Source organism: Bradyrhizobium sp. CCGUVB4N (assembly GCF_024199945.1).
In the GTDB taxonomy this organism is placed as follows: domain Bacteria; phylum Pseudomonadota; class Alphaproteobacteria; order Rhizobiales; family Xanthobacteraceae; genus Bradyrhizobium.
In genome coordinates this window covers 4,519,365-4,545,428 of record NZ_JANADP010000001.1, presented here as the reverse complement: position 1 = coordinate 4,545,428, position 26,064 = coordinate 4,519,365, and the positions used below count along the sequence as shown (strand labels likewise).

The following is a 26,064-nucleotide window of genomic DNA, read 5'->3' as shown; positions in this document are numbered from 1 at the left end:
CTACTTCTTCACCTTGCTCGCATCCATCTTGATCGCGGGATCCAGCATCCCGGTCGAGAACGCCGTCGTCACGTCGAACGGCTTTTCCATGCCCAGATACGTCTGGACCAGCTCGTAGTCCTTCTTCATCCGCTCGCCGTCGATCCAGCCGAGACCCTTGGTGGTCGTGAACTCGTCGGTCATCAGATACTTGATGCGCTCCCACTGGCGCTCCTGGTTCTCCTTGTCGAGACCGGAGACCTGGTCGAGCAGCGCCTTCAGGCACGGCGTTACGTCGGCGACGCAGGCTGCAAAGGCCTTTTGCGAGATGCGCACGAACGCCTCGACCAGCTTCGGATTCTTCTGGAGATAGGCGCCGTTGACGATCAGCGAATTGCCGTAGGGGTTGAGGCCGATGTCCTTCCAGTTGACGTAGCCGAGGTCCTGCCCGAACTCGATCACCTTCAGATCGTGCTCGTTGTAGAAATCGCTGATGATGTCGACGGTGTGGCTCTTCAGCGCGGCGATCTTCGCGGTCGGCCCGATATTGACGAAGCTGACGGAGTCGGGCGCGAGACCGGCGGCCTTGGCGAAGGCCGGCCACATCACGCGCGAGGCGTCCCCCGGCGGATTGCCGATCTTGTGGCCGGCGAAATCCTTTACGCCGTTCACGCCGTAGCTCTTCAGCCAGTAGAACGTCTGGCCGGTGTTGGCGTAGATGCTCATCAGTGCCACATCGTCGGCGCCCTTGCTCTTGGCGACCAGCATGGTGGCGAGATCGGCGATACCGAACGGCGAGCCGCCGGAGCCGACCTTGGCGGCGGATACGCCGGAGCCCTTGCCGACCTCGATGGTCAGGTCGATGCCGGCCTTCTCGTACCAGCCCTGCGCCTTGGCGTAATAGAACGGCGAATGGTCGGCGGTCGGCGTCCAGTTCAGGATCAGGTTGACCGCCTCGCCCGCGCTCGCCGGCGTTGCCGGCAAACCCAGCGCCAGAGCCACAAAAGCCGCCTGCAAACGTTTCATCGTCTGTCTCCCCGTTGCCGCGACCCGGCTTGTCGCTCTCCCCGTGTGAGGCTACCAATGCAACAAGCCCGCCCTCAACTTGTCAACTGTTTGGTTGGAAATGCCCGCAAAACGATCAGGCGACACCGTGCCGCAGCGCCGCGACCCCGTCGCCACCCGCAAGAAGCTGCTCACCGCGGCGCGCCTGGAGTTCGCCCGGCACGGTTTTGCAGGCGCCCGCGTCGACGAGATCGCGGAGCGCGCCGGCGTCAACAAGCAGCTGGTCTACCACTATTTCGGCGACAAGGACGCGCTGTACCTCGCCGTGCTCGAATGGGTCTACGAGGACATCCGCGAGCAGGAGCGCAAGCTCAATCTCGAGGGCCTGCCGCCGGACAAGGCGATCCGCCGCCTGATCGAAGCTTCGTTCGATCATTTGGCGGAAAACCCCGATTTCATCGTGCTTCTGAACGACGAGAACCGCGGCGGCGCCCGCCACGTCCGCGGCTCGACGCGGCTGGAGGCGATGCATTCGCCGCTGGTGAAGAGCGTCTCCCACATCCTGCACGAAGGCGTGCGCGCCGGATTGTTCCGCAAGGGGATCGACCCGGTCCAGCTCTACATCTCCATCGCCGGCTTGAGCTATTTCTTCTTCTCCAACACGCCGACGCTGTCGGCGATCTTTGGCAAGGACCTGTCGAGCCGCACCGCCCGCCGCGCCCGCCGCCGGCATGTCGCCGATCTCGTGCTGCAGTCGCTCCGGCCGTAATCAACCAACTGGTTGAAACTTGGCGCCGGGACGGTTAAGCTCGGCGTTGCGGCAGTGAGGCCGAGGCAACAGGGAGCAGACGGTGGCAGGTGGCGGAGCCAGCAGTCCGGCGCGCAGCGTTGCGATCGTCCTGATCGTGCATCTGGCCGTGCTCGTGCTCTGGCAGGTCGCGGTCGATGCCTTCCACGTGCCGAAATTCATCCTGCCCTCGCCGCTCGCAACCGTGCAGACGCTAGGAACTGCCAGCTATGCCTGGGGCGCCAACACGCTGGTGACGGCGGTCGAGATCCTCGGCGGCTTCGCGCTCGGCGCTTTCGTCGGCGTCGCGCTTGCGGTGATCTTCAGCTGGGCGCCGCTGCTCAGCCTCGCGCTGCTGCCGCTGTTCGTCACGCTGAACATGATCCCGAAGGTCGCGCTCGGTCCGCTCTTCATCGTCTGGTTCTCCTACGGCATCCTGCCGAACATCCTGATCGCCTTCAGCATCTGCTTCTTCCCGATCCTGCTCACCACCGCGCGCGGCCTGCGCGAGGTCGAGCCGGACCTGCTCGATCTCGTCAAATCGCTACGCGGCTCGCGCTGGACGCTGTTTCGCAAGATCCAGTTGCCGGGCTCGCTGCCATATGTGTTCTCCGGCATGAAGGTCGGCGCCATCCTCGCGGTCGCCGGCGCCATCGTCGGCGAGTTCATCGCCTCCGAGCGCGGGCTCGGCTACCTCATGATCCAGGTGCAGTCGTCGCTCGACACGCCCGCGATGGTGATGGCCGTCGTGCTGCTGACGCTGCTCGGCGTCGCCCTCTACGGCCTGGTGCTCGTGCTCGAACGCATGTTCGTCGTGGGCGATGCAAGACAAACCTGAAAACGGCAAACCTGAAAACGGCAAACTTGAAGGACCAATCGATGCTCCTCACCCGCCAGACGCTGCCGAAGACGATCCCTGATATCGCGGCCCTCGACGATCTCCTCTGCCGTCCGACGCAGGCGTTGATCGACGATCTCGAAAGGGTCGAAGGCGACATCATGATCCTCGGCGTTGCCGGCAAGATGGGGCCGACGCTGGCGGGGCTGGCGAAGGCCGCCGCCCCTGATCGCCGCGTCATCGGCGTCGCCCGCTTCAGCGACGCGGGCGTCAAGGACTGGCTGCAGGCGCGCGGCGTCGAGACCATCAATTGCGACCTGCTCGATGACGCCGCGATCAAGGCGCTGCCGAAGGCGCCCAACATCATCTTCATGGCCGGCCGCAAGTTCGGCGCCGAGGGCGATCTGTCGCTGACCTGGGCGATGAACGCGCATGTGCCGGCGCTGGTGGCGCAGGCTTTCCCGTCGTCGCGGATCGTGGCGTTCTCGACCGGCTGCGTCTATCCGTTCGTCGGCGTCGACGGCAAAGGCTCGACCGAGGACATGGCGCCGAACCCGCCCGGCGAATACGCCCAGTCCTGCGTCGGCCGCGAGCGCATGTTCGAGTATTTCTCGCACAAATTCGCAACGCCGGGCCGGCTGTTCCGGCTCAATTACGCGATCGACATGCGCTACGGCGTGCTGCACGACATCGCGACAAAGGTGCTGACTGGCACACCGATCGACGTCAGCCTCGGCCACGTCAATTTCATCTGGCAGGGCGATGCATCCGCGCAGGCGCTGCGGTGCCTGGCGCATTGCACGGCGCCGACCACGCCGATCAATGTCAGCGGCCACGAGATTCTGGCGGTGCGCGATCTCGCGCAGAAATTCGGCGCCCGCTTCGGCCGCGCGCCGGTGCTGACAGGCAAGGAAGAACCGACGGCGTGGCTGACTGACACGTCGAGAGCCGTGGAGCTGTTCGGCCTGCCGGTCGTCGACACCGAGCAGTTGATCGCCTGGACCGCCGACTGGGTCTCCCGCGCCATGCCGAGCCTCGGCAAGCCGACCAAATACGAGGTGCGCGATGGCCGTTACTGACGGGCCTCCCGTCATCAAGCTCGGCCTGGACGATGCCATGGCCGGGCTCGTGCTCTCGACGGAGGCGCACTGGAACCAGACCGAGGAGGACTGGCGCGTCTTCCTTCGCGACGGCGTCGTGTTCGGCATCCGCACCGGCGTGCTGCTGGTCGCAACGGCCGCGTTGCTGCCCTATTCCAGCAACAACGCCTGGATCAGCATGGTACTGGTGACGGCAAGCCACCGCCGCCGCGGCCTCGCCACGCGCCTCGTCGATGCCTGCCTGGAAACCGCGCGCAAGAACGGCCTGACCAGCTGGCTTGATGCCACGCCGGACGGGGTTGCGGTCTACGGGCCGCTCGGCTTCACGCCGACGCTGCAATTGCGGCGGATGAAGCTCGCGACACCCGCGCGGGCCGCAGCGCCACACTTGTCATCCGCGAGCATCGATGCGCTTCGCGCGCGCGACCGGCGGGCCACCGGGCTCGATCGCACTGCGCTGCTGTCAGCCGTCGCGCAGCGTTCCGGCTCGCGCATCGTCTCGGCCAACGGAGCCATCGCACTGGTGCGCGATGGCCGGACCGCCCGCCACATCGGCCCGCTATTCGCCGACAATGCCGCGGCAGCGCTGGCGCTGGTTCATGCGATCGTACGCTCCGAGACCGGCCCGCTCCTGCTCGACGCGGTGGCGCCGCAGGCTGCGTTCCTCGAAGGATTGACCGCATCGGGCTGGACCATCGAGCGCCCGTTCCAGCGCATGCGGTTCGGCCCCGCCACCACCGCGAGCGAAGAAATGCCATTCGCCGTCGCCGGCCCCGAATTCGGATAGGACATCATGCACCACAGCCAGATCAACGCCGACGTCCGCAAGCTCATTGCCGATGGTACCGTGCTGCCGGCGCATCCGCTCGCACTCACCGCCGAGCGCCAGCTCGACAAGAAACATCAGCGCGCCTTGACGCGCTACTACATCGACGCCGGCTCCGGCGGCCTTGCCGTCGGCGTTCACACCACGCAATTCGCCATCCGCGACGTCGGCCTCTACCGCCCCGTGCTCGAGCTCGCCGCAGAGACCGCCGCCAACTGGACCAAGCGTCCGCTGGCCATGGTCGCCGGCCTTGCCGGCCCGACCGCACAGGCCGTCACCGAAGCCCGCACCGCGCGCGACATCGGCTATCACGCCGGCCTGCTCAGCCTCGCCGCGATGAAGAGTGCCTCCGAGGACGAGATCATCGCGCACTGCACCGCCGTTGCTGCCGAGATCCCGCTCGTCGGCTTCTACCTTCAGCCGGCGGTCGGCGGCGTCATCCTGTCGAGCCGGTTCTGGCAGCGCTTTGCCTCGATCGACAACGTGATTGCGATCAAGATCGCACCGTTCAACCGCTATCGCACGCTCGACGTCCTGCGCGGCGTCGCGGCCGCCGGTGCGCTCGATCGCGTCGCGCTCTACACGGGTAACGACGATCACATCCTGCTCGACCTGATGCTGCCGTTCGACTTGCGCGACAAGGGCGTCACCACGCGCACCTATTTCAAAGGCGGCCTGCTCGGCCACTGGTCGGTGTGGACGGCGAGCGCAATACAGCAGTTCGAACGCTGCAAGCAGGCGCGGCACAAGGACAGCGTGCCGGCCGACCTGCTCGCACTCGATGCCCGCGTCACCGATTGCAACAGCGCCTTCTTCGACGTCGCCAACAATTTTCACGGCTGCATCGCCGGCTGTCACGAGGTGCTGCGGCGCCAGGGCCTGATGCAGGGCCTGTGGTGCCTCGATCCGAACGAGGGCCTGAGCCCCGGCCAGAAGGACGAGATTGATCGCGTCACGCGCGAGCACGCTGATCTGAGCGACGATGCCTTTGTGGCCGACAATCTGAGCAAATGGCTGGCATGAGCTCAAAACCCTTCATCAGCCTGCAAGGCGTCCGAAAGGTCTATCGCAGCGGCGGCGCCGAGTTCCTCGCGGTGTCCGACGTGACCATGGATGTGCAGGAAGGTGAGCTGGTTTCGCTGGTCGGTCCGTCCGGCTGCGGCAAGACCACGGTGATGAAGATCCTGGCCGGCTTGCACGGTGCCGACGGCGGCACGGTGACGATCGGCAATGCCGAGAGCCCGTTCGATCCGACCCGGGACATCGGCATGGTGTTCCAGCAGGCCCTGCTGCTGAAATGGCGCACCATCCTGGACAATGTGCTGTTGCCGGCCGAGATCGTCGGCCTGCCGATCAAGGCCGCGCGCGAGCGGGCGCGCGACCTGCTCAACCTCGTCGGCCTTGCCGGCTATGAACAGAAATATCCGCGAGAGCTCTCCGGCGGCATGCAGCAGCGTACCGCGATCGCGCGCGCCTTCATCCACGATCCAAAGCTGATCCTGATGGACGAGCCGTTCGGCGCGCTGGACGCGCTGACGCGCGAGCAGATGAATCTCGAGATGCTGCGGATCTGGCGCGAGAGCGGCAAGACCATCATCTTCGTCACGCATTCGATCCAGGAAGCCGTGTTCCTGTCCTCGCACTGCGCCGTGCTGACTGCGAGCCCCGCGAAGATGGCCGACTACTTTGCGATCGACCTGCCCTTCCCGCGCGATCTTCCGCTCAAGACGACCGACGCGTTCGGCGCCTATGCGCGGCGGATCTACGCGAAACTCGGGCTGGGCGCCTCCTGAGACGAACGCTCAAAATTCTCCGCCGACGCCGAGATAGGCCGTGTGCTCGGTGCCGCCGCCATTGCCATAGCCGCCCACGACGGTGAACGGCATGGCGGTGTTGAGGCGATGGGCGAAACCAACACCGAAGCCGCCCTCGCCGTGAAACGCCGAGCCGCGCACCTGCCAGGTGGTCTTGCCCGGCGCGGACGGCATCGGCGCGCTGGCGGCCGCAACAGCGGCAGCGATACCGCGCCGCGCTTCGGTCAGATTGTTGCCGATCTGCGCCTGGAGCGAGCCGATCTGCGACTGAAATCCGGAGGTGATGCCGGATAGCTGGCTCATGTTGACGGCATCGGTCGGGTTGACGCCGGCGGCCACGTTCGTGAGGCGACGCTCGTTGCCGGCCGTGCCGAACGACACGGTGTTGGCGGCGGTTGCGACCGAGCCCGCGCCGATCGCGACGGAATTGGCTGCCGATGCAGTCGCACCTGCGCCAAGCGCGGTAGCGTTGATCCCGGTCGCGTTGGAGGAGGTCCCGACCGAGGTCGTCCCCTCACCATTGGCGTTGCTGAAAGTACCCACCGCCGTCGACGTGTTGCCGGTGGCGATGGCGTTGCTGCCGAGTGCGGTCGCGAAACTGCCGGTGGCGGTGCTGGTCTCGCCGATCGCCGTGGCCCGGGTACCCGTCGCGATGCTGCCCTGGCCGTAGGCACTGGCCGCACCGCCGTTGGCGAAGCTGTTGGCACCGGTCGCGGTCGCGTATTGGCCGCTCGCCCTGCTGTTCTGGCCCGTGGCTGTTGCAGTGTCGCCATTGGCGAAGCTGCTGGCGCCGGTTGCGGTCGCGTTGTTGCCGACGGCACTCGCGCCCGCGCCCGTTGCGGTCGCCGACGCGCCGGATGCCAAGCTGCTGGCGCCGGTCGCGGTGGCATTCAGCCCGCTAGCGAAGGCGTTGCCTCCGAACGCAGCGGCATTGTCGCCAATGGCACTGGAGTGGGTACCAGCTGCCGTGGCGCCCGCGCCGGTCGCGGTGGAATTGTCACCAAAGGCGCTGGCCGATAGTCCGGTTGCCGTGGTGCCGGTACCGATCGCGGTTGCGTTATCGCCGGTCGCATTGGACAAGCCGCCGATGGCTATCGCGGTATTGCCGGTTGCGGTGGATGAGTAGCCATAGGCAGCAGCGAATATCCCCTGTGTCGTCGCGCTCGGCCCGACCGCCGTGGCGAAGCCGGATGGCGCGTTGTTGACGCCACCGCCGGCCGCGTAGTCGGCAGCCATTGCGGATCCGGTGTGAAGGAATGTGGTCGCGAGAAGGATCGCCAAACAAAAGGCGATCGGGCGCCTAGCGGTCCCTAAAATGCTGTTCCGTGAGGCCATTTTCGACTCCATTCCCTGTTGCGCAAGGTCTGGAGGAATCACGAAAATCGCACATCAACCGTAAGGTTGAGAAACAGCGGGCTGCGTCCCGGCCTGTCGTTTTCCGGCAGGATGTTGCAGCAATGCATCGCATTGCGCGGCCCTCCGTCCCGGCCACACGCTCGGAACTCGTAGGGTGGGCTAAGCGAAAGCGTGCCCACCGCCTCTCTCAAATGGAAACAGATCGTGGGCACGGCGCAAATGCGCCTTTGCCCACCCTACGAGAGCCGGGCGCGGCTTAGTCAACCGCGCCCTCCTCACGATCAGCTCTTATTCCGCATCTTGCTGAGCAGATAGTTGTCGTAATAGTTCTCCGCGATCTGCGTGTAGAACAGCAGTTCCTTCTGATACGCGTCGTGGCTTTCCTTGGTGCGCTTGAACAGGTCGCTCTTGGCGGCGAGCTCGTTCAGATGCTCCTGGGTCGCGTTGTAGCTGGCTTCCATCACCGGCTGCGGGAACGCCTTCAGCTCCGCGCCGTTCGCGATCAGCCGCTTCAACGCCGCCGGGTTCACGCTGTCGTACTTCTCGAGCATCCAGGCGCCGGCCGCGGACGCGGCCTGGTTGACGATGGCCTGATACTGCTTCGGCAGGCTCGCCCACTTCTCGTCATTGACGATCATGTGCAGCATGGCGCCGCCTTCCCACCAGCCGGGGAAATAGTAGTACTTGGCGACCTTCTGGAAGCCGAGCTTCTCGTCGTCATAGGGACCGACGAATTCGACCGCGTCGAGCGAGCCCTTCTCCAGCGCCGCATAGATGTCGCCGCCCGCGAGCTGCTGCGGCACGACACCGAGCCGCGCCAGCACGTGGCCACCCATGCCGGCGATGCGGAATTTCAGGCCCTTGAGATCGTCGACGGTCTTGATCTCCTTGCGAAACCAGCCGCCCATCTGGGTGCCGGAATTGCCGCAGAGAATGGCGTGCGTCTTGAACGGCTTCAGCGCCTCGTTGGTCAGCTCGGCGCCGCCGCCAAAGTACCACCAGGACTCCTGGTGGCGATGGTTCATGCCGAACGGCGCGCCGGTGGCGTAGGCCAGCGCCGGCTCCTTGCCGATGTAGAAGTAGAGCGGCGTCTGCGCCATCTCGACGGTGTTGACGCTGACGGCATCGAGCGCCTGCAGACCGGGGACGAGCTCGCCGGCGGCAAAGGTCTGGATCTGGAATTTGTTGTCGGTGGCTTCAGCGACGTATTTCGCGAAGGTCTGCGCCGTGCCGTAGATGGTGTCGAGCGACTTCGGGAAGCTCGAGGTCAGGCGCCATTTGATCTCGGGCGCGCTTTGCGCGATCGCAGGGGCCGCAACCAGCGTCGTCGCGCCGGCGACCGCGCCGCCCGTGAGAAATGTACGGCGTTTCATGTCGGGGTCTCTCCCTCTCAGTCAGGCTTGAATTGGGTGGCGTAAGCCACGGTCGTCGCGGACCGTTTGCCCGTTCCCGCCACCCAGTTCAAGCCATGATAAAGGAGGGGCGCCCTGCCCAATCAGCGCTGCCGCGGCGTGCCGCCGCGGTCAGGCGTCCCCGACAAAGACCGACAGAGCCTGTCGCAATTCCTTGTAGGCGCGCGGGCCGATCTTGGCCGCGAGCGCCTTGTCGCTTTCGGCCGCCGCGGGCCTCAGCCGGCCCAGCAGCGCCGTGCCGGCCTCGGTCAAATAGAGCACGTAATAACGGCGGTTGATCGCCGACGCCGTGCGCCGGACCAGGCCCCGGCCCTCCAGATGATCCACCAGCCTGCCGAGCCCGGCCCGCTCGATCGACAGAAGCTGCGCGACCGCCAGCTGGTTGACGCCGGGATTGGCGTCGATCACGCAGAGCACGGAAAATTGGGCGGGACTGATCTCGAAGGCCGCCAACTGACGGCTGAATTCCTTGAAGATCCAGAGCTGCGCCCGGCGAATGGAATAGCCGAGCAGTTGCGAGAGGTCGCCGAGGTCAAGCGGTTTCGCCTTGGCCGTTTTCGTGCCGGATACGACGCGCGGCGCCGGTCGCGACGGCTTTGTCACGCGCGCCGCCCGCTGCGGTCGTGCGATCCGCTTCCTGATCCGTGCCTTGCCTGGCTGCATCGACGTGCATCTTTCGCAAAGCCGGTGCAAGCGCATCCGGCTGCATCTCGAGGATTCGGACAGCGAGTCTAACGCAACGCGGTCGGATCGAGAAGCCGCGCGGACCATCGCGGCGGCGCGTACAGCTTCTACGACAGGTTGCACAGCAATATCGCGCAATGCGTCATGTTGACACGGCAACATGGCTCGCCTAAGGATCGTGAAAGCCTGCCGCACCGCGAGCGGGCTCAAGGGGAGCGAACGTCCGTGCCGTCATCAGGGGTGGGCACCGATCCGCATGCCATGGCGCATCGCGGCGGAGCGGTTTTGCGCGTGAATGAAACTGCGTCGCGGCGCATCGCCGGCGAACACTCATCTCTCCCCATAACGATTCAGAAAACGTCTCCGACCACCCGACACCTCGCCGGTTCGCGATGCGTCGCGTGCATTCGTTCAATCATCAACGTTGAAACCGGGAGGGCATGACATGAAACGATTTTTCCTCGCCTCGACGATCGTCGCCACGTGGGCGTCGCTCGGCCCGCAGGCAACGGCACACGGGCTGCCGCCGAGCGGCGTGGCCCCGCGCTCGTCCTGCACCGCCCTCACCGGGCTCACTCTGCCGAACACGCAGATACTGAGCGCGACGCAGAAGTCCGGCTATTGCAACGTGGTCGGCATCATCAACAAGCGCGTCTCCACGCAAGACCCCGATCATTTCACCTACGGCATCGGCTTTGCGCTCAATCTGCCCAACACCTGGCATGGCCGCTTCGAGATGATGGGCGGCGGCGGCACCGACGGCAGCCTCAATGCCGACCCGCAAGGTGCGGCCGGCGTCGAGCTCGGCCAGGGCTGGGCGGTGGCGGCCGACGACGGCGGCCACGAGGACAGCGCGACCAACGTGGTCGGCGGCCATCAGGACGACGACGCCAATGCCGGCGGCTCCGCGCATTTCGCGATCGATGCGCAGGCACGCCGCGACTACGGCTATAACGGCATCGAGAAGACCGCGACCACCGCCAAGCAGATCATCTCCTATTTCTACGGCCTCGAGACCGTCTATTCCTACATCATGGGCTGCTCGAACGGCGGCCGCGACGCGATGGTCGCCTCGCAACGATCGCCCTGGCTGTTCGACGGCGTGATCTCGCAAAACCCGGGCTTCAACCTACCGCAGGCGGGCCTCGCCGAAGCCTGGAACGAGCAGGTGCTCGGCACGCTGTCGACCAGCAAGGACGTCAACGGCCAGCCCTATATTCCCGACACGTTCCCGCAGCAGGACCTTCAGGTGGCATCGGCTGCGATCCTGAGCGCCTGCGACGCACTCGACGGCCTTGTTGACGGCATCATCGACAATTACCACGCATGTACGGCGAAGAAGGTGTATCCGGCACTCGCGAGCTACACCTGCGGCACCGGCTCGCACGGCAGCACGCCGCACGGCGGCACTTGCCTGACCGGCGCACAGGTCGATGCGCTGAAGAAGATCTACACCGGACCGGTCAATTCAAAGGGCGAGCGGCTCTATTCGAACTGGTTCTGGGATGCCGGCATCTGGACGCCGCCGACCGCGCCGGGCGCAGGCTGGCAATTCTGGAACGTCGTCACCGCTCCGGTGCCTGGCGTCAACACCGCGATCAATCTGACGCTCGGCGCCGGCGCGATCCCGATGATCTTCCAGACGCCGCCCGTCGTCACGCCCGTCAACGGACCGACCGGCCAGGAAGCCTTCGTGTTCAAATTCAACTTCGACACGGATGCACCGAAGATCTTCACGAAGACCGCGGCCTATCCTCAGAGTTCGATGGACTTCATGGCGGCGGTCGCAACCGATTTGCGTCCGTTCAGGTCGCGCGGCGGCAAGCTGATCATCTCGTCCTCGGTCAATGACGGCATCTTCTCCGGCGCCGCGATCGCCCGCTGGTATCGCAAGATGAACCAGCGCATGGACAATCACGCGACCGATTTCGCGCGGCTGTTCATGGTGCCCAACATGGCCCATTGCGGCGGCGGCGCGGCGACCACCAGCTTCGCCACCAACGAGCTCAAGGCGATCACGGACTGGGTCGAGAACGGCATCGCGCCGGAACGGATCATCGCGGCCAATACCAACACCACCTCGCCCTACCCGACCGGCGGCGTGTTCGACCCGCGCATTGCCCAGAACTTCCCGACCGGAGGCACGCGGCCGCTCTGCGTCTATCCCAGGATTCCCGCGTACAAGGGCAGCGGCCTGACCAGCGATGCGGCAAGCTTTGCGTGCGTCGATCCCGGCTTCGGCCGCGGCGGCGACCACGACTTCCACGACGATGACGACGGCCACGGCGGCGACGGGCACTGACGTTCTGGTGCCCCGGACGCAGCGCAGCGCTTCCCTGGCGATGCGAACATCGTCCAGTTCAGCGGTGCGCTGCAGAGCCGGGGCCCACGCTTCCGCTGGCCCTGTGATTTCTGGACCCGGCTCTGCGCAGCAGCGTTGCACGCTGCGGCGCGTCCGGGACACGACCAGACCTCACGCGGCCTTGGCCTCCTCGTACACGCCCGCGATGAAGTCGCTGAATGTCGGCGCAAGCGGCAGGACGTAGCCCCAATTGTCGGACATCGCCTCGGCGAGCGTCCACGGCTTCTCGTATTCGGCGATCTCGTGATCGATGAACCAGATCTTGCCGAAATGCGCCTGGTCGATCGTCATGCAGATCGGATTGCCGCCGTGATCGCTCATGATCCACAGGAGCTCATCGACGGTCGGCCATTGCGGCGTCTCGCGCGTCCGCACCAGGGAGCATTCATCGCCCCGCAATCCCAGCACCTCCTGGATCGCGCCGGCCCAATGCCCTTGCGGCCAGTTGAACTCGGCCGAGCCCTGGACATAACCGCCGGCGCAGGCCAGCAGGAACTGGCGATAGTCGTCCGGAAGGCGACACCCCAGCATCGTCTCGAACGATGCGAGCGCGGCTTCGGTCGGCGGCTCACCTGCGGCGCTATCGACGTCCGCGATGAATTTAGCGATGTCCATGCATTCTCTCCTCGGCGCGTGCGCGCGCCATGGCTTCGTCGCAGCAGCCGAGAAGCCGGTTCGAGGAGAAGAGGTTCGCTTAGAGCAGCTTCGCGCTCACGAACAACGCGCGCACCGCGTTGGTCGCCTGCACCACGAGGATGGCATTTTCGGCGGCCCCCTCCAGCGCCTGGACGGCATCGTCGTGCAGCGAGCGGAATTCCATCCACTCGACCGATTTGAAGTTGGTGAGGAATTGATAGGCCTGGCCGACGGTCGCGATCGCCAGCGTGTCACCGTTCAGCTTGATCTTGAACGTCGTGCGCAGCGGGGTCTCGGAGCTTGCTGGATCACTCATGGGCTGCTTCTGGACGACAACGGCTTAACGAAGGGAAAACGGCAGCCCCACCGTCTGACGAATGTCAGGAATCGGTGCTGGCGCGCTGCGCGACAGTTGCCGGGCTGCCCAGGCGCGGCACCACGACAAGGCGGTTGAATTCGCCATTGTCATAGGCCTTCATGAAGCGATCGTAGTCCTTGATCGAGACACAGCCGTTGGAATCACCACGCGGTCCGAGCATGTAGGTGTGGGTGAGCAGGCCGACGCGGCCGAGTGCGCTGGTGCCGTCGGTCGGCGTCAAGCGCAACGCGCGGACGCCGTGGAACAGTTTTTCGCGGGGCTTCAAATCGTAGGTCGCAGGTGGGGTCGCGCCGACCATGCGCTGGTCGACATGCTGGGGGTCATCCATCAGCGCGCCCATGCCCGAATGGGCCTCAAGCGCGACGCCGCTCGGCAAATAGAGCGCCTTGGCCGAGATGTCATAGACCGCCGTCCGTGAATCGTAGCCGAGCGCGGCCAGATCCGGCGCCTTGGCGAACAGGCCGCTGTCAGGCGTCAGAGAAGCCAGCTTGATCTTGTCGGTGAACTTTTCGAAGAAGTTGCGGTTGTCGACCCTGGGATTGGTGTCGGCATAGGACTGGCTCGAGGCGATCTGCGCGGAGAAGTCCGCCTGGACCGGCCGCGAACGCGGCATGGGAACGGCGTCGGCGCGCTGCGAGGGCTTTGTCGTCTCTTCGGCAGCAGGCTGCTGGTCGTTGTCGGCCAGGGTCGAACGCCAGTCATCGCCCTGGAGCTTTTGGGCGAGCATCGCCTTGGCATCGCGCAGCTTGAGCTGGACCGCACTCAGGGCGGAGCGCTCCATCGTCCGCAGGCCGAGCTCACGGGCGGGCGGATTGCCGGACAGCGAGGCGAAACGATCGTCGAACGAAGGAGAATTGGCCGGCGGCAGCGCGGCGGTGACCAGCGGGGTCGAATCGCCGATATCCGCGACCCACGCGGCGGCGCCGAGCGCCAGCGCGACGGCAGCCATAGACAGCAGTATTGCCTCGGCTCGCCCAATTCGGCGGCGCGGCAACAGCCTCTCGGCGCTTGCGCGGTCGGAAACCATTAGATCCCCAAATCGACCCCCGGGGGACCCAACCCCCACCCGGAGACTCTATACCAGCTACCACATTGGGAGCCAAAAGTTAGGCATAATCGCGGCCGTCAGGACCCCGTAAGGTATCCAATGACCGATCCTTTCGATCTAGAGCGCTTCCTCAGGGCCCAGGACCCGGTTTTTCGCGACGTTCTGGGGGAGCTGGGCCAAGGCCGGAAGCGGACTCACTGGATGTGGTTCGTCTTCCCGCAGGTCGCCGGCCTCGGCTTCAGCGCCATGTCGCGGCGCTACGCCATCGGCTCGCGCGCCGAGGCCGCGGCCTACCTCGCCCACCCCGTGCTCGGCCCGCGCCTGATCGAATGCACCCGCCTCGTGCTTGCCGTCGACGGGCGGACCATCAACGCGATCCTCGGCGCACCTGACGATGCCAAATTCCGCTCGTCGATGACGCTGTTCGATGCGATCTCCCAAGAGCCCGTTTTCGACGAGGCGCTCGCCAAATATTTCGGCGGCGAGCGCGACGATGCAACGCTGGAGATCCTGTCGAAACGCGATCGGCAACAGTAAGCGTCCGAGATCAGCGGCCCTGGAAGACGGCTGCGCGACGCTCGATGAAGGACTGGATGCCCTCTTTCGCGTCGGCGCTGGACAGCACGCGATCGCGGATTTTCGGGATGTAGGCGATCGCAGCCGCCTCGCCGCCTTCGATATATTTCGCCGCCGCCTCCTTGGTCACCTGGATGCCGAGCGGCGCGTTGCGCGCGATGATGGCGGCAAGTGCCATCGCCCGCGCGACCTGTTCGCCGGGGGCCACGACCTCCTGGACCAGCCCGATCGCCTGAGCGCGCTCGGCGGAAAACTCGTCGCACAGGAACAGATGATACATCGCATCGCCCCAACCGGCGCGCGAAAGAAAGCGGAAATGCGCACCGCCCAAGGGCGCAATACCGCGCTTGGCCTCCATCTGGCAGAAGCGAGCATCCGAAGCCGCGACCACGATATCGCCGGCGAGCATCAGCTCGATGCCGATGGTGAAGACGATGCCCTGCACGGCGGTGACAACGGGTTTGCGACAACGCTTGGCAAGGCCGAACGGATCAACATTGCCCTCCTTCGTGTTGCGCTTCTCCGCGGTCGGACCGAAGAATTTCGGCATGTCGAGACCTGCGGTGAAATCCCTGCCCTCGGCGCAGATCACGCCGACACGATAGGCCTCGTTGTCGTGCAGCTCGGTGAGCGCATCGGACAGTTGCTCCATCATCGCCGGCGTGAACGCATTCTTCTTCGCGACATTGTCGATGATGATCTTGAAGACGTGGTCGTGCACCTCGGTGCGGATCTGACCTTCGGATGTCATGGCGGGCTCTCCCTGATGCTGCCGGCGCGGCTTCTCTGCCCGCACCCCTTGAGTATGACACACGTCATATTTGAGCTTGCCCTCGACTATGTCAACTGTCATATTCGCGGCATGACCACCACACGCGACAAGATGATCGCCGGCGCGGCCGACCTGATGAGCCGCCGCGGCGTCAATGCCACCAGCATGCGCGACGTCGTCCACTACACGGCGACGCCGCGCGGCTCGATCAGCCATCACTTTCCTGAGGGGAAGCGGCAGTTGATCACCGAAGCCGTGACCTTCGCCGGCAAGGCGGTGTCGATTCCCCTGGAGAAGGCCATGAGCGAACGCGGCGTGATCGGCGGCTTGCGGGCTTTCGCCGCATCCTGGCGTCGCCGGCTGGAAGCGACCGGCTTCGAGGCCGGCTGTCCGGTGCTCGCCGTCGCCGTCGACCGCTATGTCGGCGAAGCCTCCGACAAAGACGACGAGACGGCGCAGCAGCAACTGCTCGACCTCGCCGACGGCGTCTTCGCCGATTGGCGGCGGATCATGCACGCGGCCTTGCTGCGCGAAGGGCTGGCCGCGGACCGCGCGGAACGGCTCGCAACGCTCGTCGTCGCCTCGATCGAGGGCACCGTTGCGCTGTGCCGCGCAAGCCGCAGCGCGGACGCGCTCGATCAGGTTCAGGAGGAGCTGGAGACAGTCCTGTCCGCCGCCCTCGCCCGCACCACCAGATAGATTGGATAGGCACCGATGGATGTGTCCCGGCAACGCGAGCTCGCCCGCCACCTCGCCGATTTGCGTCGCAACGCCCGGCAGCGAAGCGGCCTCGATGAGCTGCTGGTGCCGCCGGATGCCGACACCGCGTATCGCATTGCGCGCATGGTCGAAGAGGAATTGGGCTGGGACGTCGTCGGCTGGAAGATCGCCGGCATGAAGCCCGGGCTGCAACGCCAGCTTCGCACCTCCTCGCCGATCTATGGGCGCGTGTTCGCGCCGCTGATCAAGGCCTCGCCCGCGCGCGTGGAGCACGCCCGGCAATGCAGCCCGATTCCGGAAGTGGAGTACCAGGTGCGCCTCGGCGCCGATCTGCCGCCCCGCGCGCAGCCATATGCGATCAACGAGGTCGGCGATGCCGTTGCGTCCCTGCATCCGGGCATCGAACTCGCCGAGTGCCGGTTCGTCCACGATGCGGCGTTTCCGCCGATGCCGGCGATCCTGGCTGACGGCGCGGGCTCGGGAACGATCGTGCTTGGCGACCCCATCGCCGACTGGCGCAGCCGCGACGTCGCGGCCCAGGAGGTCGTGCTCACTTGCAACGGCGTCGAGAGGCGCCGCGGCAGCGCAGCGGAGGCAATCGATCATCCGCTGGTGCCACTGACCTGGCTCGCCAACGAACTGTCGCGGACCGGCATCGGTCTCAAGGCCGGGCAGACGATCAGCACCGGCACGCTGACGGGCATGCTGCGACCGAAGGCGGGCGAGACCTATGTCGCTGATTTCGGTCCGTTCGGAACCGTGAGTGCAGCCTACACCTAGCCGAATGGACGCATGCAGGCGGAGCATGCCGGACGGCAGCGTAAACCGGCGATTAAGACGGCGCCCCTATCGTTCGCGCAGAATTTTTTTCTCCACCTGCGCAATTGCCGGACGAATCATGAAAATCGGTACGCTGCTGACCACCGCCATCGTCTCGCTCTCGACCGTCGGCGGCGGCCTCGCCGTCTACGTCGCGGTCACGAAATACCAGACGATGGACAGGATCGCCGAGGCGCAGGGCCGGCTCGCGATCGTCCGCGCCGTCAGCGACATCCCGCGTTATCTCAATCCCGAGCGCGGCTTCGCCACCAACATCATGTACGGACCGGCAACCGTCGACCCGGCGCAACTCACCGAGCATGACAAGCTGCGCAAGCAGACCGACGGCGCGCGCGACAAGATGAACGCGCTGCGCAAGGAGCTGCCCGGCTCCTTCGACGACGGCAACGCGATCGGCAGCAACATCGACGGCATCAATTCGAAATTCACCGCACTGCGCGACGCCATCGACAAGGCGATCGCGGGACCTGCGGATACGCGCAAGGACGCCGCCAAGAAGATCGTCGCCGACAATGCCGTGCTCAACGCCGGCGTGACCGCGCTGCTCAACGAGCAGGTCCGGCGCATGGCGATCCTCAACGGCGATGCCTATCGCCAGTCCAATTACGCCAACATCGCCATGACGCTGCGCGACATCGGCGGCCTCAATTCCAGCGTGCACAAGAACCTTGTCGGCGCCAAGAAGGTCGCCAACGATTCCGAGAAAGCCGACATGGCCCGCATGCAGGGCCGCAACGACCAGATCGTGATGTCGCTGATGGAATTGCGCGGCAATCCGGCAACGCCATCCAACGTCGCCGCGGCGCTCGAGACGATGAATACGAGCTATGTCGAGGAATTCGGCCGCGAGATGAAGCTCGTCAAGGACGGCGCGCTCAGCGGCAAGTACGAGCACGATGTCGAGACCTTCTACGTGGCCTCCCAGAAAGGCCTCGGCTCGATCATCGGCGTCCGCGACGCCTTCTACGACAACGCCGAGCAGATCCTCTCCGGCGCCTCCGCCGCCGCGCGCACCAGCTTCACGATCGCGCTCGTCGGTCTCCTCGCCGTGCTGATCGCCAGCGCCGGCCTCATCGTGATGGTCCGCCGCCGCGTCTGCGCGCCGATCGTCAGCCTGACCACCCGGATGTCGCGGCTCGCCGACGGCGAGGTCGCGCAGGAGATCCCCGGCGCCGAGCGCTCCGACGAGATCGGGGCGATGGCCGCGGCCGTCCAGGTGTTCAAGGACAACATGATCCGGGCCGACCGGCTCGCAGCCGAGAAGCAGGCCGAGAACGACGGCAAGATGCGCCGCGCCCAGGCGCTCGACGAGCTGACCCGCGCCTTCGAGGCCAAGGTCACCGAGCTCGTCGGCGGCCTGTCGCAGGCCTCCTCCACCATGGAGACCACGGCGCAGTCGATGACCTCGACGGCCGCCCAGACCAACAGCCAGGCCGCGGTCGTGGCCGCCGCCTCCGAGCAGACCTCGACCAACGTGCAGACGGTCGCAAGCGCGACGGAAGAGCTGACCTCCTCGATCGCCGAGATCGGCCGTCAGGTCGCGCAATCGACCGAGATCGCGGCCCGCGCCGTCGACAACGCCCGCCGTACCGGCGACACCGCGCGTGCACTCGCCGACGGCGCGCAGAAGATCGGCGATGTCGTCACGCTGATCCAGAGCATCGCCGAACAGACCAATTTGCTGGCGCTCAACGCCACCATCGAGGCCGCCCGTGCCGGCGACGCCGGCCGCGGCTTTGCCGTGGTCGCCTCCGAGGTGAAGTCGCTGGCAGGCCAGACCGCCAAGGCCACCACCGAGATCTCCGAGCAGATCAATGCGATCCAGTCCGCTAGCGACGAGACCGTCACCGCGATCCGCAACGTCGCCGACGTCATCGCCGAGATCGACCAGATCGGCACCGCGATTGCGGCCGCGATCGAGCAACAGGGGTCGGCGACCAGGGAGATCTCCCGCAGCGTCCAGGAAGCTGCCCGCGGCACCCAGGAGGTCAACACCAACATCACTGGCGTGCAGCGCGCCGCCGACGACACCGGTGCAGCCGCCCAGGAAGTGCTTGGCGCCGCCGAGCAGCTCTCGACCCAGTCGCGTGACCTCGCCGGCCAGTTCGACCGCTTCCTCGGCGAAGTCAGGGCGGCGTGAAACGGGCGCAGTTTAATACGGCGGCGCCTTGCGCGCGCTGCTCCTTGGCCGCTTCGATCCACCACGCGAGATCATTGGCCAAACGCGGGAACGAGCGTTCCAGCGCCCTCGCCGATCGGCCAGCTTTCGGCTGACAACATCTGCACGATCGTGACACCGTCATACGGTGTGGTCGCAGCGTGGTTGTCATGCTCCCTTAAGTCCCGATATATCGCTTGTTATGAAGTCGATACATTCAGTTCCCCGGACCGATCAATGACTGGCATTTTCGCTTGGATTTGCGCTGCTGTAGCTGCGCTCGCGACCCTGGGCACCGCCTACTTTTTTGACAGGAGCGCCGAGGAAGGGATCGCTAAAGCCGAAGAGCACGCTGCACACGCAAACTCTCTTGCGGGCGAAGCGCACGAGCGAGCTGCTGCGCTGGAGAAAGAAGCGGCTCGGGCCAAAGCAGATCTTGCCGCCACGCAGGCAGAGATCGAGAAATCGAAATTAGCAATCGCTCAAGCCGACCAGCGGGCGGCTGAGGCCACAGCCAAGGCAAAAGAGGCAGAACTTGCGCTTGCAAAGCTAAAAACGCCTCGCCTTCTCAACAAAGAACAGGCAGCCGAATTCGTCTCAATGCTAAAGAGATATAACGACGATCGCTATTGGAAGGTGGCAAGCAGCGGACTCTTTGTTGCTCTCGTGACGCAAACCTACGAAGCAACCGCTTTGGCCGCGCAATTCATTGAACTCTATAATGCGGCCGGACTTCACTTGTTCCGAGGAATTGATGAACGCGTCATTGCCGGGGCAGGCGTCATCACCAACGGTGTGGGCATCACGTACTCCAGGCATCGTCAAGTGGAGAAGGAATTCGCGGAAGCGTTTGCTGACCTCCTAAACAGGTCTGGCATCGAAGCCGCTGCTATTCCAACTGGCGACGAAAACTATGACGTTATGAATTCAACAACGAAAGCGGGCGCTGGAATCGTCATCCTTATCGGCGACAAGTGGTAACTATCCAATTCGACCGCTTCCTCGGCGAGGTCCGGGCCGCTTAAGCAAAGTTGCGAGCCCCGTAGCCCGGATGGAGCGAAGCGTAATCCGGGACGGTGCCGTTGACGTGTGAGCCCCCGGGATTTCGCTTCGCTCCATCCGGGCTACGGGACCGTCATCGCGGTCAACGACATCAGTACGGCGGCGCCTTGCGCGCGCGCTGGGCCTTGGCCGCTTCGATCCACCACAAGAGATCGTCGGCGAAGCGCGGGAACGAGCGTTCCAGCGCCTTGCCGCCCTCGCCGATCGGCTCACTCTCGGCCGACAGTGTCTGGGCGATCGGACCGACGCCGATGGTGCTCGAAATCACCACCATGCCCATTTCCGATAATGTGCCGTGCCACGCGGTCGAAGCACGCGCGCCGGACAGCCGGCCGGCGGAATAGCTCACGATCGCGGCCGGCCGCCAGAACCACTCTTCGAGGAAGTGGTCGGTGAGATTCTTCAGGCCGGGCTGAATGCCCCAATTATATTCGCCGGTGACGAAGACGAAACCGTCCGCGCCGCGGATCTGGCCGGCGAGCTTCTCCAGCGCCTCGGGCGCGCCACCCTTCGGGTGCTCCTTGTACATGCGGTCGAGCATCGGCAGGCCGACCGCCTTGGCGTCGATGAACTCGACGTCTTCGCCACGCTTGCGCAGGCGATCGATGACGAAATTCGCCAGGCGGATGCCCATGCAGTCGGCCCGGTAGGAACCGTAGAGGACGAGGATGCGATTGCTCATGGCCGGCAGGCTAACACGAAACCGGACTCCGGTCCCAACCCCTTATCGCCTGCGGCCGCGCTCCAACGTTTCCGACGGCGTCTCGCCGAACTGATCGCGATAGCTGCGGGAGAAGTCGCTGAGATGCCAGAAGCCGAACGCGAGCGCGACGGCCTTGACGCTGTCGGCACCGGCAAGCAGCCGCTGGCGCACCAGCCACAGGCGGCGCAGGCGCAGATAGCGATGTAGGCTCATGCCGCGATAGCGGCGCACGACATCGTGCAAGGTTCGGACGGAGAGATCGAGCTTGCGCGCGACCTCCTCGCTGTAGATCGGCTGCGAGAGGTCGTCTGACAACAGCGCGCGGATGTCCTGGAACAGCTTGAACTGCCGCTCGTCATTCGGCCGCTGGGTCCAGCGCGCCTGCACGATGTCGGCGAACGCGGCATCGACCGCAGCGAGCAGGGATTCCTTCATCGCCGCCGCCTTCAACGGCACCTCGGCTGGATCGATCGGCTCGGCCGCAGCCGCCAGCACTTCCCCGACCACCTTCCGCAGCCAGTTCAGCGCCGACGGACTGGTCTCGAAAATCTTGAAGCTGGAGTTCGTCACGGGCCAGCCGCGGTCCTTCACCTCGGGCCGGAACACGACCGAGGCGATCTGCCGCTGCACTTCCTCGATCGTGTTGTAGGCCGCGCCGCTGCTGCCGATGACGATGACGGCGCGGTCGCGCTGCGCGCCGTTGAAGCGGATCGGGATTTCGAGCTCGTCCATCGCGAAGCCCACCGCCGTGCAATCGGCAACGAGCTGCGCGTCCACGACGCGCGGAAATGACCGCGTCATGTTCACGTCGCAGCCGGGCAATTGCAGAATGATCTGCTCGGCCGCAATGCTTCGCACGAACGGCGTGAACTCGTAATCCAGGCCGCGGATCGAACTGCGAAACTCGTCGACGTCGGAGAAGCGAAATATCTTTGGCGCCAGCGCTGGCGCAGCATCACTGTTGTTCATGACAAATAAAAAACCGCACCAGGAAACGGCGCGTGTCCGGCAATACGCCGATCTGAATTCCTCCTGTGAACCCCCATTCGCGCGAAGGACTCATCCAAGCCCTTCCCGCTCAGTTGGCGAGTGTCCGGCGCAAAGGACAAGCGGAGCGTTCGCCTCCTGCCAAATTTCGATAGCGTTTCCAGCGCGGTAGGCGGTGCGCAGATACCCCGGGAGGGCGAGGCCTAAATTTCAAATTAACGCATCTCTGGCGGAATGAGGGGCGTTAGTTCGTCGAAGTTTATTTGAGTACAGGCCCCTGCCATGATGGCAAATTCGCCTGCTGATATTTTGGTCGAATTGGAAGCGGCGGTCGCAACGTGTCCGCTTGACCGTTGCGCTCGCATTCTTTCCGGCATTTTGCAGTTGCTCACTGGCAGCCGCGACCGATCTCAGGAACTGCTCTGCGGAGTGGTCGATGGCGTTCTGCTGCGCCTGACGGAACGGGTCGAGGTCGGCGTGCTGATTGAGCTCACCACGACGCTTGCCGACCTCAAGGTCGCACCGCCACGGACATTGCGGCGCCTTGCCTCCCACGACAACGCGGACGTCGCATGTCCCGTGCTGCAGAGATCGCAGGCACTTGCCACGGCCGATCTGGCGGCGATCGCCGCCTCATGCGGCGAGCGGCACCAACGCGCCATCGCGGCGCGTGACTGCATCGAGCCTGATGTGACCGAGGCACTGATCAAGCGCGGCGCGCATCTCTTTCATGCGCTGATTAAGAACCCTGGAACAAAATTCTCCGAGGCGGCTTACGCCACCCTCGCCGGGGCCGACCAGGACGGCGAGATTGCGAAAGCGCTGGTGCTGCGGCCGGGTACCCCTGACTTGATCGTGCGGAAGCTGCTCTCCACCGCACCCGCCAAGCCGGCGCCCGTCCGGGCAGCCCCCGCCAAGCCCAATGCCTCCGCCGTTGCTCCCGTGCAGGCAGTCGTTGCGGCTCCGCCAAAGCCGCCCTCCTCCGCCGACTATGCAAGCGCCAGACCCGAGATCGTTGCGTTAAGCCGCGTCGGCAAGCTCAACGATTCCACCGTGAATCGCTTCGCGATCCGCGGCGAGACCGCCAATCTCTTCACCGCCCTGTCGGTGCTGTCGGGCGCGCCGATCGAGATCGTCGAACATGTCATGAGCGATGACGATTGCGAGGGCCTGGTGATGGCCTGCCGGGCGTCGCGCCTGAACTGGGCGACCACGCTCGCCATCTTGAGCAATCGCAACGGCCCCCGGCTCTCCTTTGCCCAGCGCGAACGCGCGCAGCTGATGTTCGAAACGCTTCTCTTGTCGACCAGCCAATGGACGGTGCGCTGGGGGGAAATCGCAGCAAGCGCCAACACAGGCGATCCGGGACATCGCGGCGCAAAAATGGGGGTTAGCCGATGAAGTTCGATGGCCGCAAGGACTCTCGTGTGAAAATGGACCACCGGCAACCCGTCAATTTGATGGGTTCGGACGGCACCTGGCGGCGCAGTTGCGTCCTGCTCGATGTATCGAACACCGGCGCCAAGATCGAGGTCGAGGGCACACTCGACGTACTGCAAGCCAAGGAATTTTTCTTGGTGCTGTCGTCGACGGGGCTGGCGTATCGGCGCTGCGAGCTGGTTTGGATCGATGGCACAATGGCCGGCGTTCACTTCATCAATGGCGATACAAAGAAAAAGCTGACGAGTGCGAAGGCGGACGTCGCACCGGCCAAGTAGGCCAACCGGTTCAAGAGATCATCACGCTCGTTCAATTCCAGTACCTCAGTAAAGTCCATGTCACCCGTGCAGAACGCGCGAACCATCACCAGCCCCATCAAAGGCGACGGCGGCATCCGAACGGCGCAATCGGCACGCCCCTTCGTGCATGTGCTGGCGGATTCATCCGACAAATTGTCGGGCATCTGTTCGGCGCTCGAACAGCAATTCGCCGTTGCGGGCGAACGGCTCGACGCCGAAGCCAGGTTGTCTCAAGCGCCGTTCGCCATCGTCATCCGCGCCGAGTTGCGCGACGTCGACAATATCGCGGCGATCAAGAAACGGTCCGCCAGGCTGGCAAAGGCCGCCAAGCGCATCTTCCTCGTCGAGCACTCCTCGCATGTCTGCATCTCGCAAGCCTATGCGCTCGGCGCGACGCTCGTGCTTCCCGGTCCGCTCAACAAGACCAAGCTGCTCGCGGCGCTGGCCGATCCGGTCGAGCCGGCCGCGGACTCATCGGGCGGTTCGCCCCGGCCGGACAACGCCGTCGAGACAGCTGCCACCGCCATCGCATCGATGTTCACGGCCGTGACACTTGGCCAGCCCCTTGACGTCAACGGCACCAAGGAAGCCGGACGTCAGATTGCCGACCGCATCACCGAGCATGGCCTGTCGGAATGGCTCACGACGGTACGGCGCCACCATGAGGGAACCTATCAGCACTGCCTGCTCGTGACCGGCGTTGCCATCGACTTCGGACTCAGTCTCGGCGTCGGACGAATGGATCTCGAGCGCATGTACACGGCCGCCATGTTCCACGACATCGGCAAGGCGCAGATCCCGCTTGCGATCCTCGACAAACCCGGCCGCCTCGATCCCGAGGAACGCACCATGATCGAAACCCACCCGGCGGCGGGTTACGAGTTCCTGAAGGATCACGAGCAGATCACGCCGGAAATTCTCGATGCCGTCCGCCATCACCATGAATATCTCGATGGCAGCGGCTATCCGGATGCGCTGGCCGGCGAGAGCATCAACGATATCGTGCGTATTCTCACGATCTCGGACATCTTCGCCGCGCTGATCGAGCACCGGCACTACAAGCCGACGATGCCGCGCAACGAGGCCTATCAAATTCTCTGCGGCATGACCGGAAAGCTCGAAAAGGCGCTGGTCACCTCCTTCAAGGAGGTCGCACTCTCACGCTGAGCGCGCGCCCAACAACCTGAAGGACGACGGCGATTCATCCCGATCTCAACGCGCTTTAATGCGTAGCGCGGTATTTGATGCGGCGCGGAATTGAACGAGAGGCCAACCCTTCGGCAAGCAGCTTCATATCCTCGCGCCGGCCACTGCGAACCAGCCTGCTGAACTCTTCAGGAGTGAAGGGAAGGCTGGGATCATCATCGATCGGACCACGCACCCGCGGGCCGAAGAACCATCGAACCAGGCTAGCCAGCCGCCGCATGTCAATTCCCTCGCGCCAGCAACAAACCTTTGAGTCCGCGTATTGTTCCTCCTGCACGGAAGAGATTGCAAGAGGCCGTAACGAGTCCGCACGAAAAATTTCGTGACGGAATAATCGCCTCCGACCTCTCGATGTCGGTCGGCGAAACCGACGTAGCGGACGAACTCGTCATTACCCTCGCGATCCGAACGAACGGCATTCGCGGCAAAGTTGTCGTCGGGATAGCCCATCGCAACGCAGGTCATGATGACTTCGTCTTCCGGGATCTTTGCGACTTCGCGCACGATGTCGGAGCGCATGATGCCCTGCCCGTTGATGACAGAGCCGAGCCCGCGGTCCCAGGCTGCCAGCACGATGCCGTAGCAGAGTGCGCCGAGATCGAAATGACAGACGGCGCCGGGATCAAGCACGCGGTCATAGGTGAGCACCAGCGAGACCGGCGCGTCGAACTGGCGGAAGCCGCGCAGCACCCAATCCTGCCGCATCGGTTTGTCGTCGCGCGCAATCCCCATCGCGCCGAACAGCTTCTTGGCGATGTCGACCTGGCGGCTACGATGGATGCCCTGATACTCGCCATGGCTGATGATGTCGCGCTTGACCTTTGCGCCCCCGACCATCTCCTCCATGTTGCGGCGGCGCACTTCTTCCAGCGGCGCGCCGGTCAGCACGTGAACATGCCAGGGCTGGGTGTTCATCGACGACGGTGCGCGCTTGGCGCTCTCGATGATCGCCTCGACCACGGCGCGGGATACCTGCTGCTGCTTGAAGCCGCGCACGCTGCGGCGCGACTGGACCAGCGTTTCGAATTCCACCTCAGGACCTCCCTGCCCGTTCATTCATCTGCATGACATCTGC

The 26,064-nt window shown here is 64.8% G+C and carries 25 protein-coding genes and 1 pseudogene; 15 read left to right on the top strand and 11 right to left on the bottom strand.

Features of this window, described 5'->3' with window-relative positions:
• Positions 1-1,005, bottom strand: a complete 1,005-nt coding sequence (locus tag NLM31_RS20610) for an ABC transporter substrate-binding protein (RefSeq protein WP_254193442.1) — start codon at positions 1,003-1,005, stop codon at positions 1-3.
• A 100-nt stretch (positions 1,006-1,105) separates the two neighbouring features.
• Here NLM31_RS20610 and NLM31_RS20605 point away from each other — a divergent pair, with 100 nt between their 5' ends.
• From NLM31_RS20605 to NLM31_RS20580, 6 genes are all read left to right on the top strand, one after another.
• Positions 1,106-1,753 (top strand): TetR/AcrR family transcriptional regulator, encoded by a 648-nt coding sequence (locus tag NLM31_RS20605; protein WP_254131112.1) that lies wholly within the window; start codon positions 1,106-1,108, stop codon positions 1,751-1,753.
• Positions 1,754-1,835: 82 nt separating this feature from the next.
• The gene (locus NLM31_RS20600; protein WP_254193441.1) at positions 1,836-2,609 is read left to right on the top strand and encodes an ABC transporter permease; all 774 of its coding nucleotides are present in this window, start codon (positions 1,836-1,838) and stop codon (positions 2,607-2,609) included.
• Positions 2,610-2,650: 41 nt separating this feature from the next.
• A complete protein-coding gene (locus NLM31_RS20595) occupies positions 2,651-3,688 on the top strand; it encodes an NAD(P)-dependent oxidoreductase (RefSeq protein ID WP_254193440.1) in 1,038 nt (345 codons plus the stop codon).
• Positions 3,675-4,496 (top strand): GNAT family N-acetyltransferase, encoded by an 822-nt coding sequence (locus NLM31_RS20590; RefSeq protein ID WP_254193439.1) that lies wholly within the window; start codon positions 3,675-3,677, stop codon positions 4,494-4,496. Before NLM31_RS20595 ends, NLM31_RS20590 begins: the two co-directional genes overlap by 14 nt.
• 6 nt (positions 4,497-4,502) lie before the next feature.
• Entirely contained in the window at positions 4,503-5,558 is a 1,056-nt protein-coding gene (locus tag NLM31_RS20585; protein WP_254193438.1) for a dihydrodipicolinate synthase family protein, read from the top strand.
• The gene (locus tag NLM31_RS20580; RefSeq protein WP_254193437.1) at positions 5,546-6,328 is read left to right on the top strand and encodes an ABC transporter ATP-binding protein; all 783 of its coding nucleotides are present in this window, start codon (positions 5,546-5,548) and stop codon (positions 6,326-6,328) included. The genes NLM31_RS20585 and NLM31_RS20580 overlap by 13 nt, the downstream gene beginning before the upstream one ends.
• A 9-nt stretch (positions 6,329-6,337) precedes the next feature.
• On the opposite strand, the gene NLM31_RS20575 is transcribed toward NLM31_RS20580, so the two are convergent.
• The 3 genes from NLM31_RS20575 to NLM31_RS20565 all read right to left on the bottom strand — a co-directional run bounded on the left by NLM31_RS20575 (position 6,338) and on the right by NLM31_RS20565 (position 10,011).
• A complete protein-coding gene (locus NLM31_RS20575; protein ID WP_254193436.1) occupies positions 6,338-7,585 on the bottom strand; it encodes a YadA family autotransporter adhesin in 1,248 nt (415 codons plus the stop codon).
• A 401-nt stretch (positions 7,586-7,986) separates the two neighbouring features.
• On the bottom strand, positions 7,987-9,078 hold the full coding sequence (locus tag NLM31_RS20570; RefSeq protein ID WP_254193435.1) for a TRAP transporter substrate-binding protein: 1,092 nt from the start codon (positions 9,076-9,078) through the stop codon (positions 7,987-7,989).
• 150 nt (positions 9,079-9,228) lie between these two features.
• Entirely contained in the window at positions 9,229-10,011 is a 783-nt protein-coding gene (locus NLM31_RS20565) for a MarR family winged helix-turn-helix transcriptional regulator (protein WP_254193434.1), read from the bottom strand.
• Positions 10,012-10,246: 235 nt separating this feature from the next.
• Between NLM31_RS20565 and NLM31_RS20560 the strand changes: the two genes are divergently transcribed.
• Entirely contained in the window at positions 10,247-12,103 is a 1,857-nt protein-coding gene (locus NLM31_RS20560) for a tannase/feruloyl esterase family alpha/beta hydrolase (protein WP_254193433.1), read from the top strand.
• 171 nt (positions 12,104-12,274) lie between these two features.
• Here the strand turns inward: NLM31_RS20560 and NLM31_RS20555 are convergent, their stop codons facing one another.
• The 3 genes from NLM31_RS20555 to NLM31_RS20545 form a co-directional block, all read right to left on the bottom strand.
• Positions 12,275-12,778, bottom strand: a complete 504-nt coding sequence (locus NLM31_RS20555) for an SMI1/KNR4 family protein (protein WP_254193432.1) — start codon at positions 12,776-12,778, stop codon at positions 12,275-12,277.
• Between the two features lie 79 nt (positions 12,779-12,857).
• On the bottom strand, positions 12,858-13,115 hold the full coding sequence (locus tag NLM31_RS20550) for a hypothetical protein (protein ID WP_254131101.1): 258 nt from the start codon (positions 13,113-13,115) through the stop codon (positions 12,858-12,860).
• A 64-nt stretch (positions 13,116-13,179) separates the two neighbouring features.
• Positions 13,180-14,136: a DUF2778 domain-containing protein gene (locus NLM31_RS20545; RefSeq protein ID WP_254196239.1), complete on the bottom strand. Its 957-nt coding sequence runs from the start codon at positions 14,134-14,136 to the stop codon at positions 13,180-13,182.
• A gap of 189 nt (positions 14,137-14,325) precedes the next feature.
• On the opposite strand from NLM31_RS20545, the gene NLM31_RS20540 reads away from it, so the two are divergent.
• On the top strand, positions 14,326-14,763 hold the full coding sequence (locus NLM31_RS20540) for a DUF1810 domain-containing protein (protein WP_254193431.1): 438 nt from the start codon (positions 14,326-14,328) through the stop codon (positions 14,761-14,763).
• 10 nt (positions 14,764-14,773) lie between these two features.
• Here NLM31_RS20540 and NLM31_RS20535 read toward each other — a convergent pair whose 3' ends face one another.
• Positions 14,774-15,553 (bottom strand): crotonase/enoyl-CoA hydratase family protein, encoded by a 780-nt coding sequence (locus NLM31_RS20535; protein ID WP_254193430.1) that lies wholly within the window; start codon positions 15,551-15,553, stop codon positions 14,774-14,776.
• A gap of 15 nt (positions 15,554-15,568) precedes the next feature.
• Here NLM31_RS20535 and NLM31_RS20530 point away from each other — a divergent pair, with 15 nt between their 5' ends.
• From NLM31_RS20530 to NLM31_RS20515, 4 genes are all read left to right on the top strand, one after another.
• The gene (locus tag NLM31_RS20530; RefSeq protein WP_254193429.1) at positions 15,569-16,273 is read left to right on the top strand and encodes a TetR/AcrR family transcriptional regulator; all 705 of its coding nucleotides are present in this window, start codon (positions 15,569-15,571) and stop codon (positions 16,271-16,273) included.
• Positions 16,274-16,288: 15 nt separating this feature from the next.
• Complete coding sequence (locus NLM31_RS20525; RefSeq protein WP_254193428.1) at positions 16,289-17,074, top strand: 2-keto-4-pentenoate hydratase; 786 nt, start codon at positions 16,289-16,291, stop codon at positions 17,072-17,074.
• A 118-nt stretch (positions 17,075-17,192) separates the two neighbouring features.
• Positions 17,193-19,274, top strand: coding sequence for a methyl-accepting chemotaxis protein (locus NLM31_RS20520; RefSeq protein ID WP_254193427.1), 2,082 nt, complete (start codon positions 17,193-17,195; stop codon positions 19,272-19,274).
• 255 nt (positions 19,275-19,529) lie between these two features.
• Positions 19,530-20,273: a hypothetical protein gene (locus NLM31_RS20515; protein ID WP_254193426.1), complete on the top strand. Its 744-nt coding sequence runs from the start codon at positions 19,530-19,532 to the stop codon at positions 20,271-20,273.
• 172 nt (positions 20,274-20,445) lie between these two features.
• Here the strand turns inward: NLM31_RS20515 and NLM31_RS20510 are convergent, their stop codons facing one another.
• A complete protein-coding gene (locus NLM31_RS20510; protein WP_254193425.1) occupies positions 20,446-21,036 on the bottom strand; it encodes an NADPH-dependent FMN reductase in 591 nt (196 codons plus the stop codon).
• 42 nt (positions 21,037-21,078) lie between these two features.
• Positions 21,079-22,026, bottom strand: coding sequence for an AraC family transcriptional regulator (locus tag NLM31_RS20505; RefSeq protein WP_254131094.1), 948 nt, complete (start codon positions 22,024-22,026; stop codon positions 21,079-21,081).
• A 300-nt stretch (positions 22,027-22,326) separates the two neighbouring features.
• Here NLM31_RS20505 and NLM31_RS20500 point away from each other — a divergent pair, with 300 nt between their 5' ends.
• The 3 genes from NLM31_RS20500 (at position 22,327) to NLM31_RS20490 (ending at position 24,950) form a co-directional block, all read left to right on the top strand.
• Positions 22,327-23,445 carry a DUF2336 domain-containing protein gene (locus NLM31_RS20500; RefSeq protein ID WP_254193424.1) on the top strand — a complete coding sequence of 373 codons (1,119 nt, stop codon included), beginning with the start codon at positions 22,327-22,329 and terminating at the stop codon, positions 23,443-23,445.
• The gene (locus NLM31_RS20495; RefSeq protein ID WP_254131092.1) at positions 23,442-23,762 is read left to right on the top strand and encodes a PilZ domain-containing protein; all 321 of its coding nucleotides are present in this window, start codon (positions 23,442-23,444) and stop codon (positions 23,760-23,762) included. Before NLM31_RS20500 ends, NLM31_RS20495 begins: the two co-directional genes overlap by 4 nt.
• A gap of 66 nt (positions 23,763-23,828) precedes the next feature.
• Positions 23,829-24,950 carry an HD domain-containing phosphohydrolase gene (locus tag NLM31_RS20490; protein ID WP_254196238.1) on the top strand — a complete coding sequence of 374 codons (1,122 nt, stop codon included), beginning with the start codon at positions 23,829-23,831 and terminating at the stop codon, positions 24,948-24,950.
• 396 nt (positions 24,951-25,346) lie between these two features.
• Here NLM31_RS20490 and NLM31_RS20485 read toward each other — a convergent pair.
• A pseudogene (locus NLM31_RS20485) lies at positions 25,347-26,021 on the bottom strand (nitroreductase); the annotation flags it as partial.
• Between the last annotated feature and the right edge of the window lie 43 nt (positions 26,022-26,064).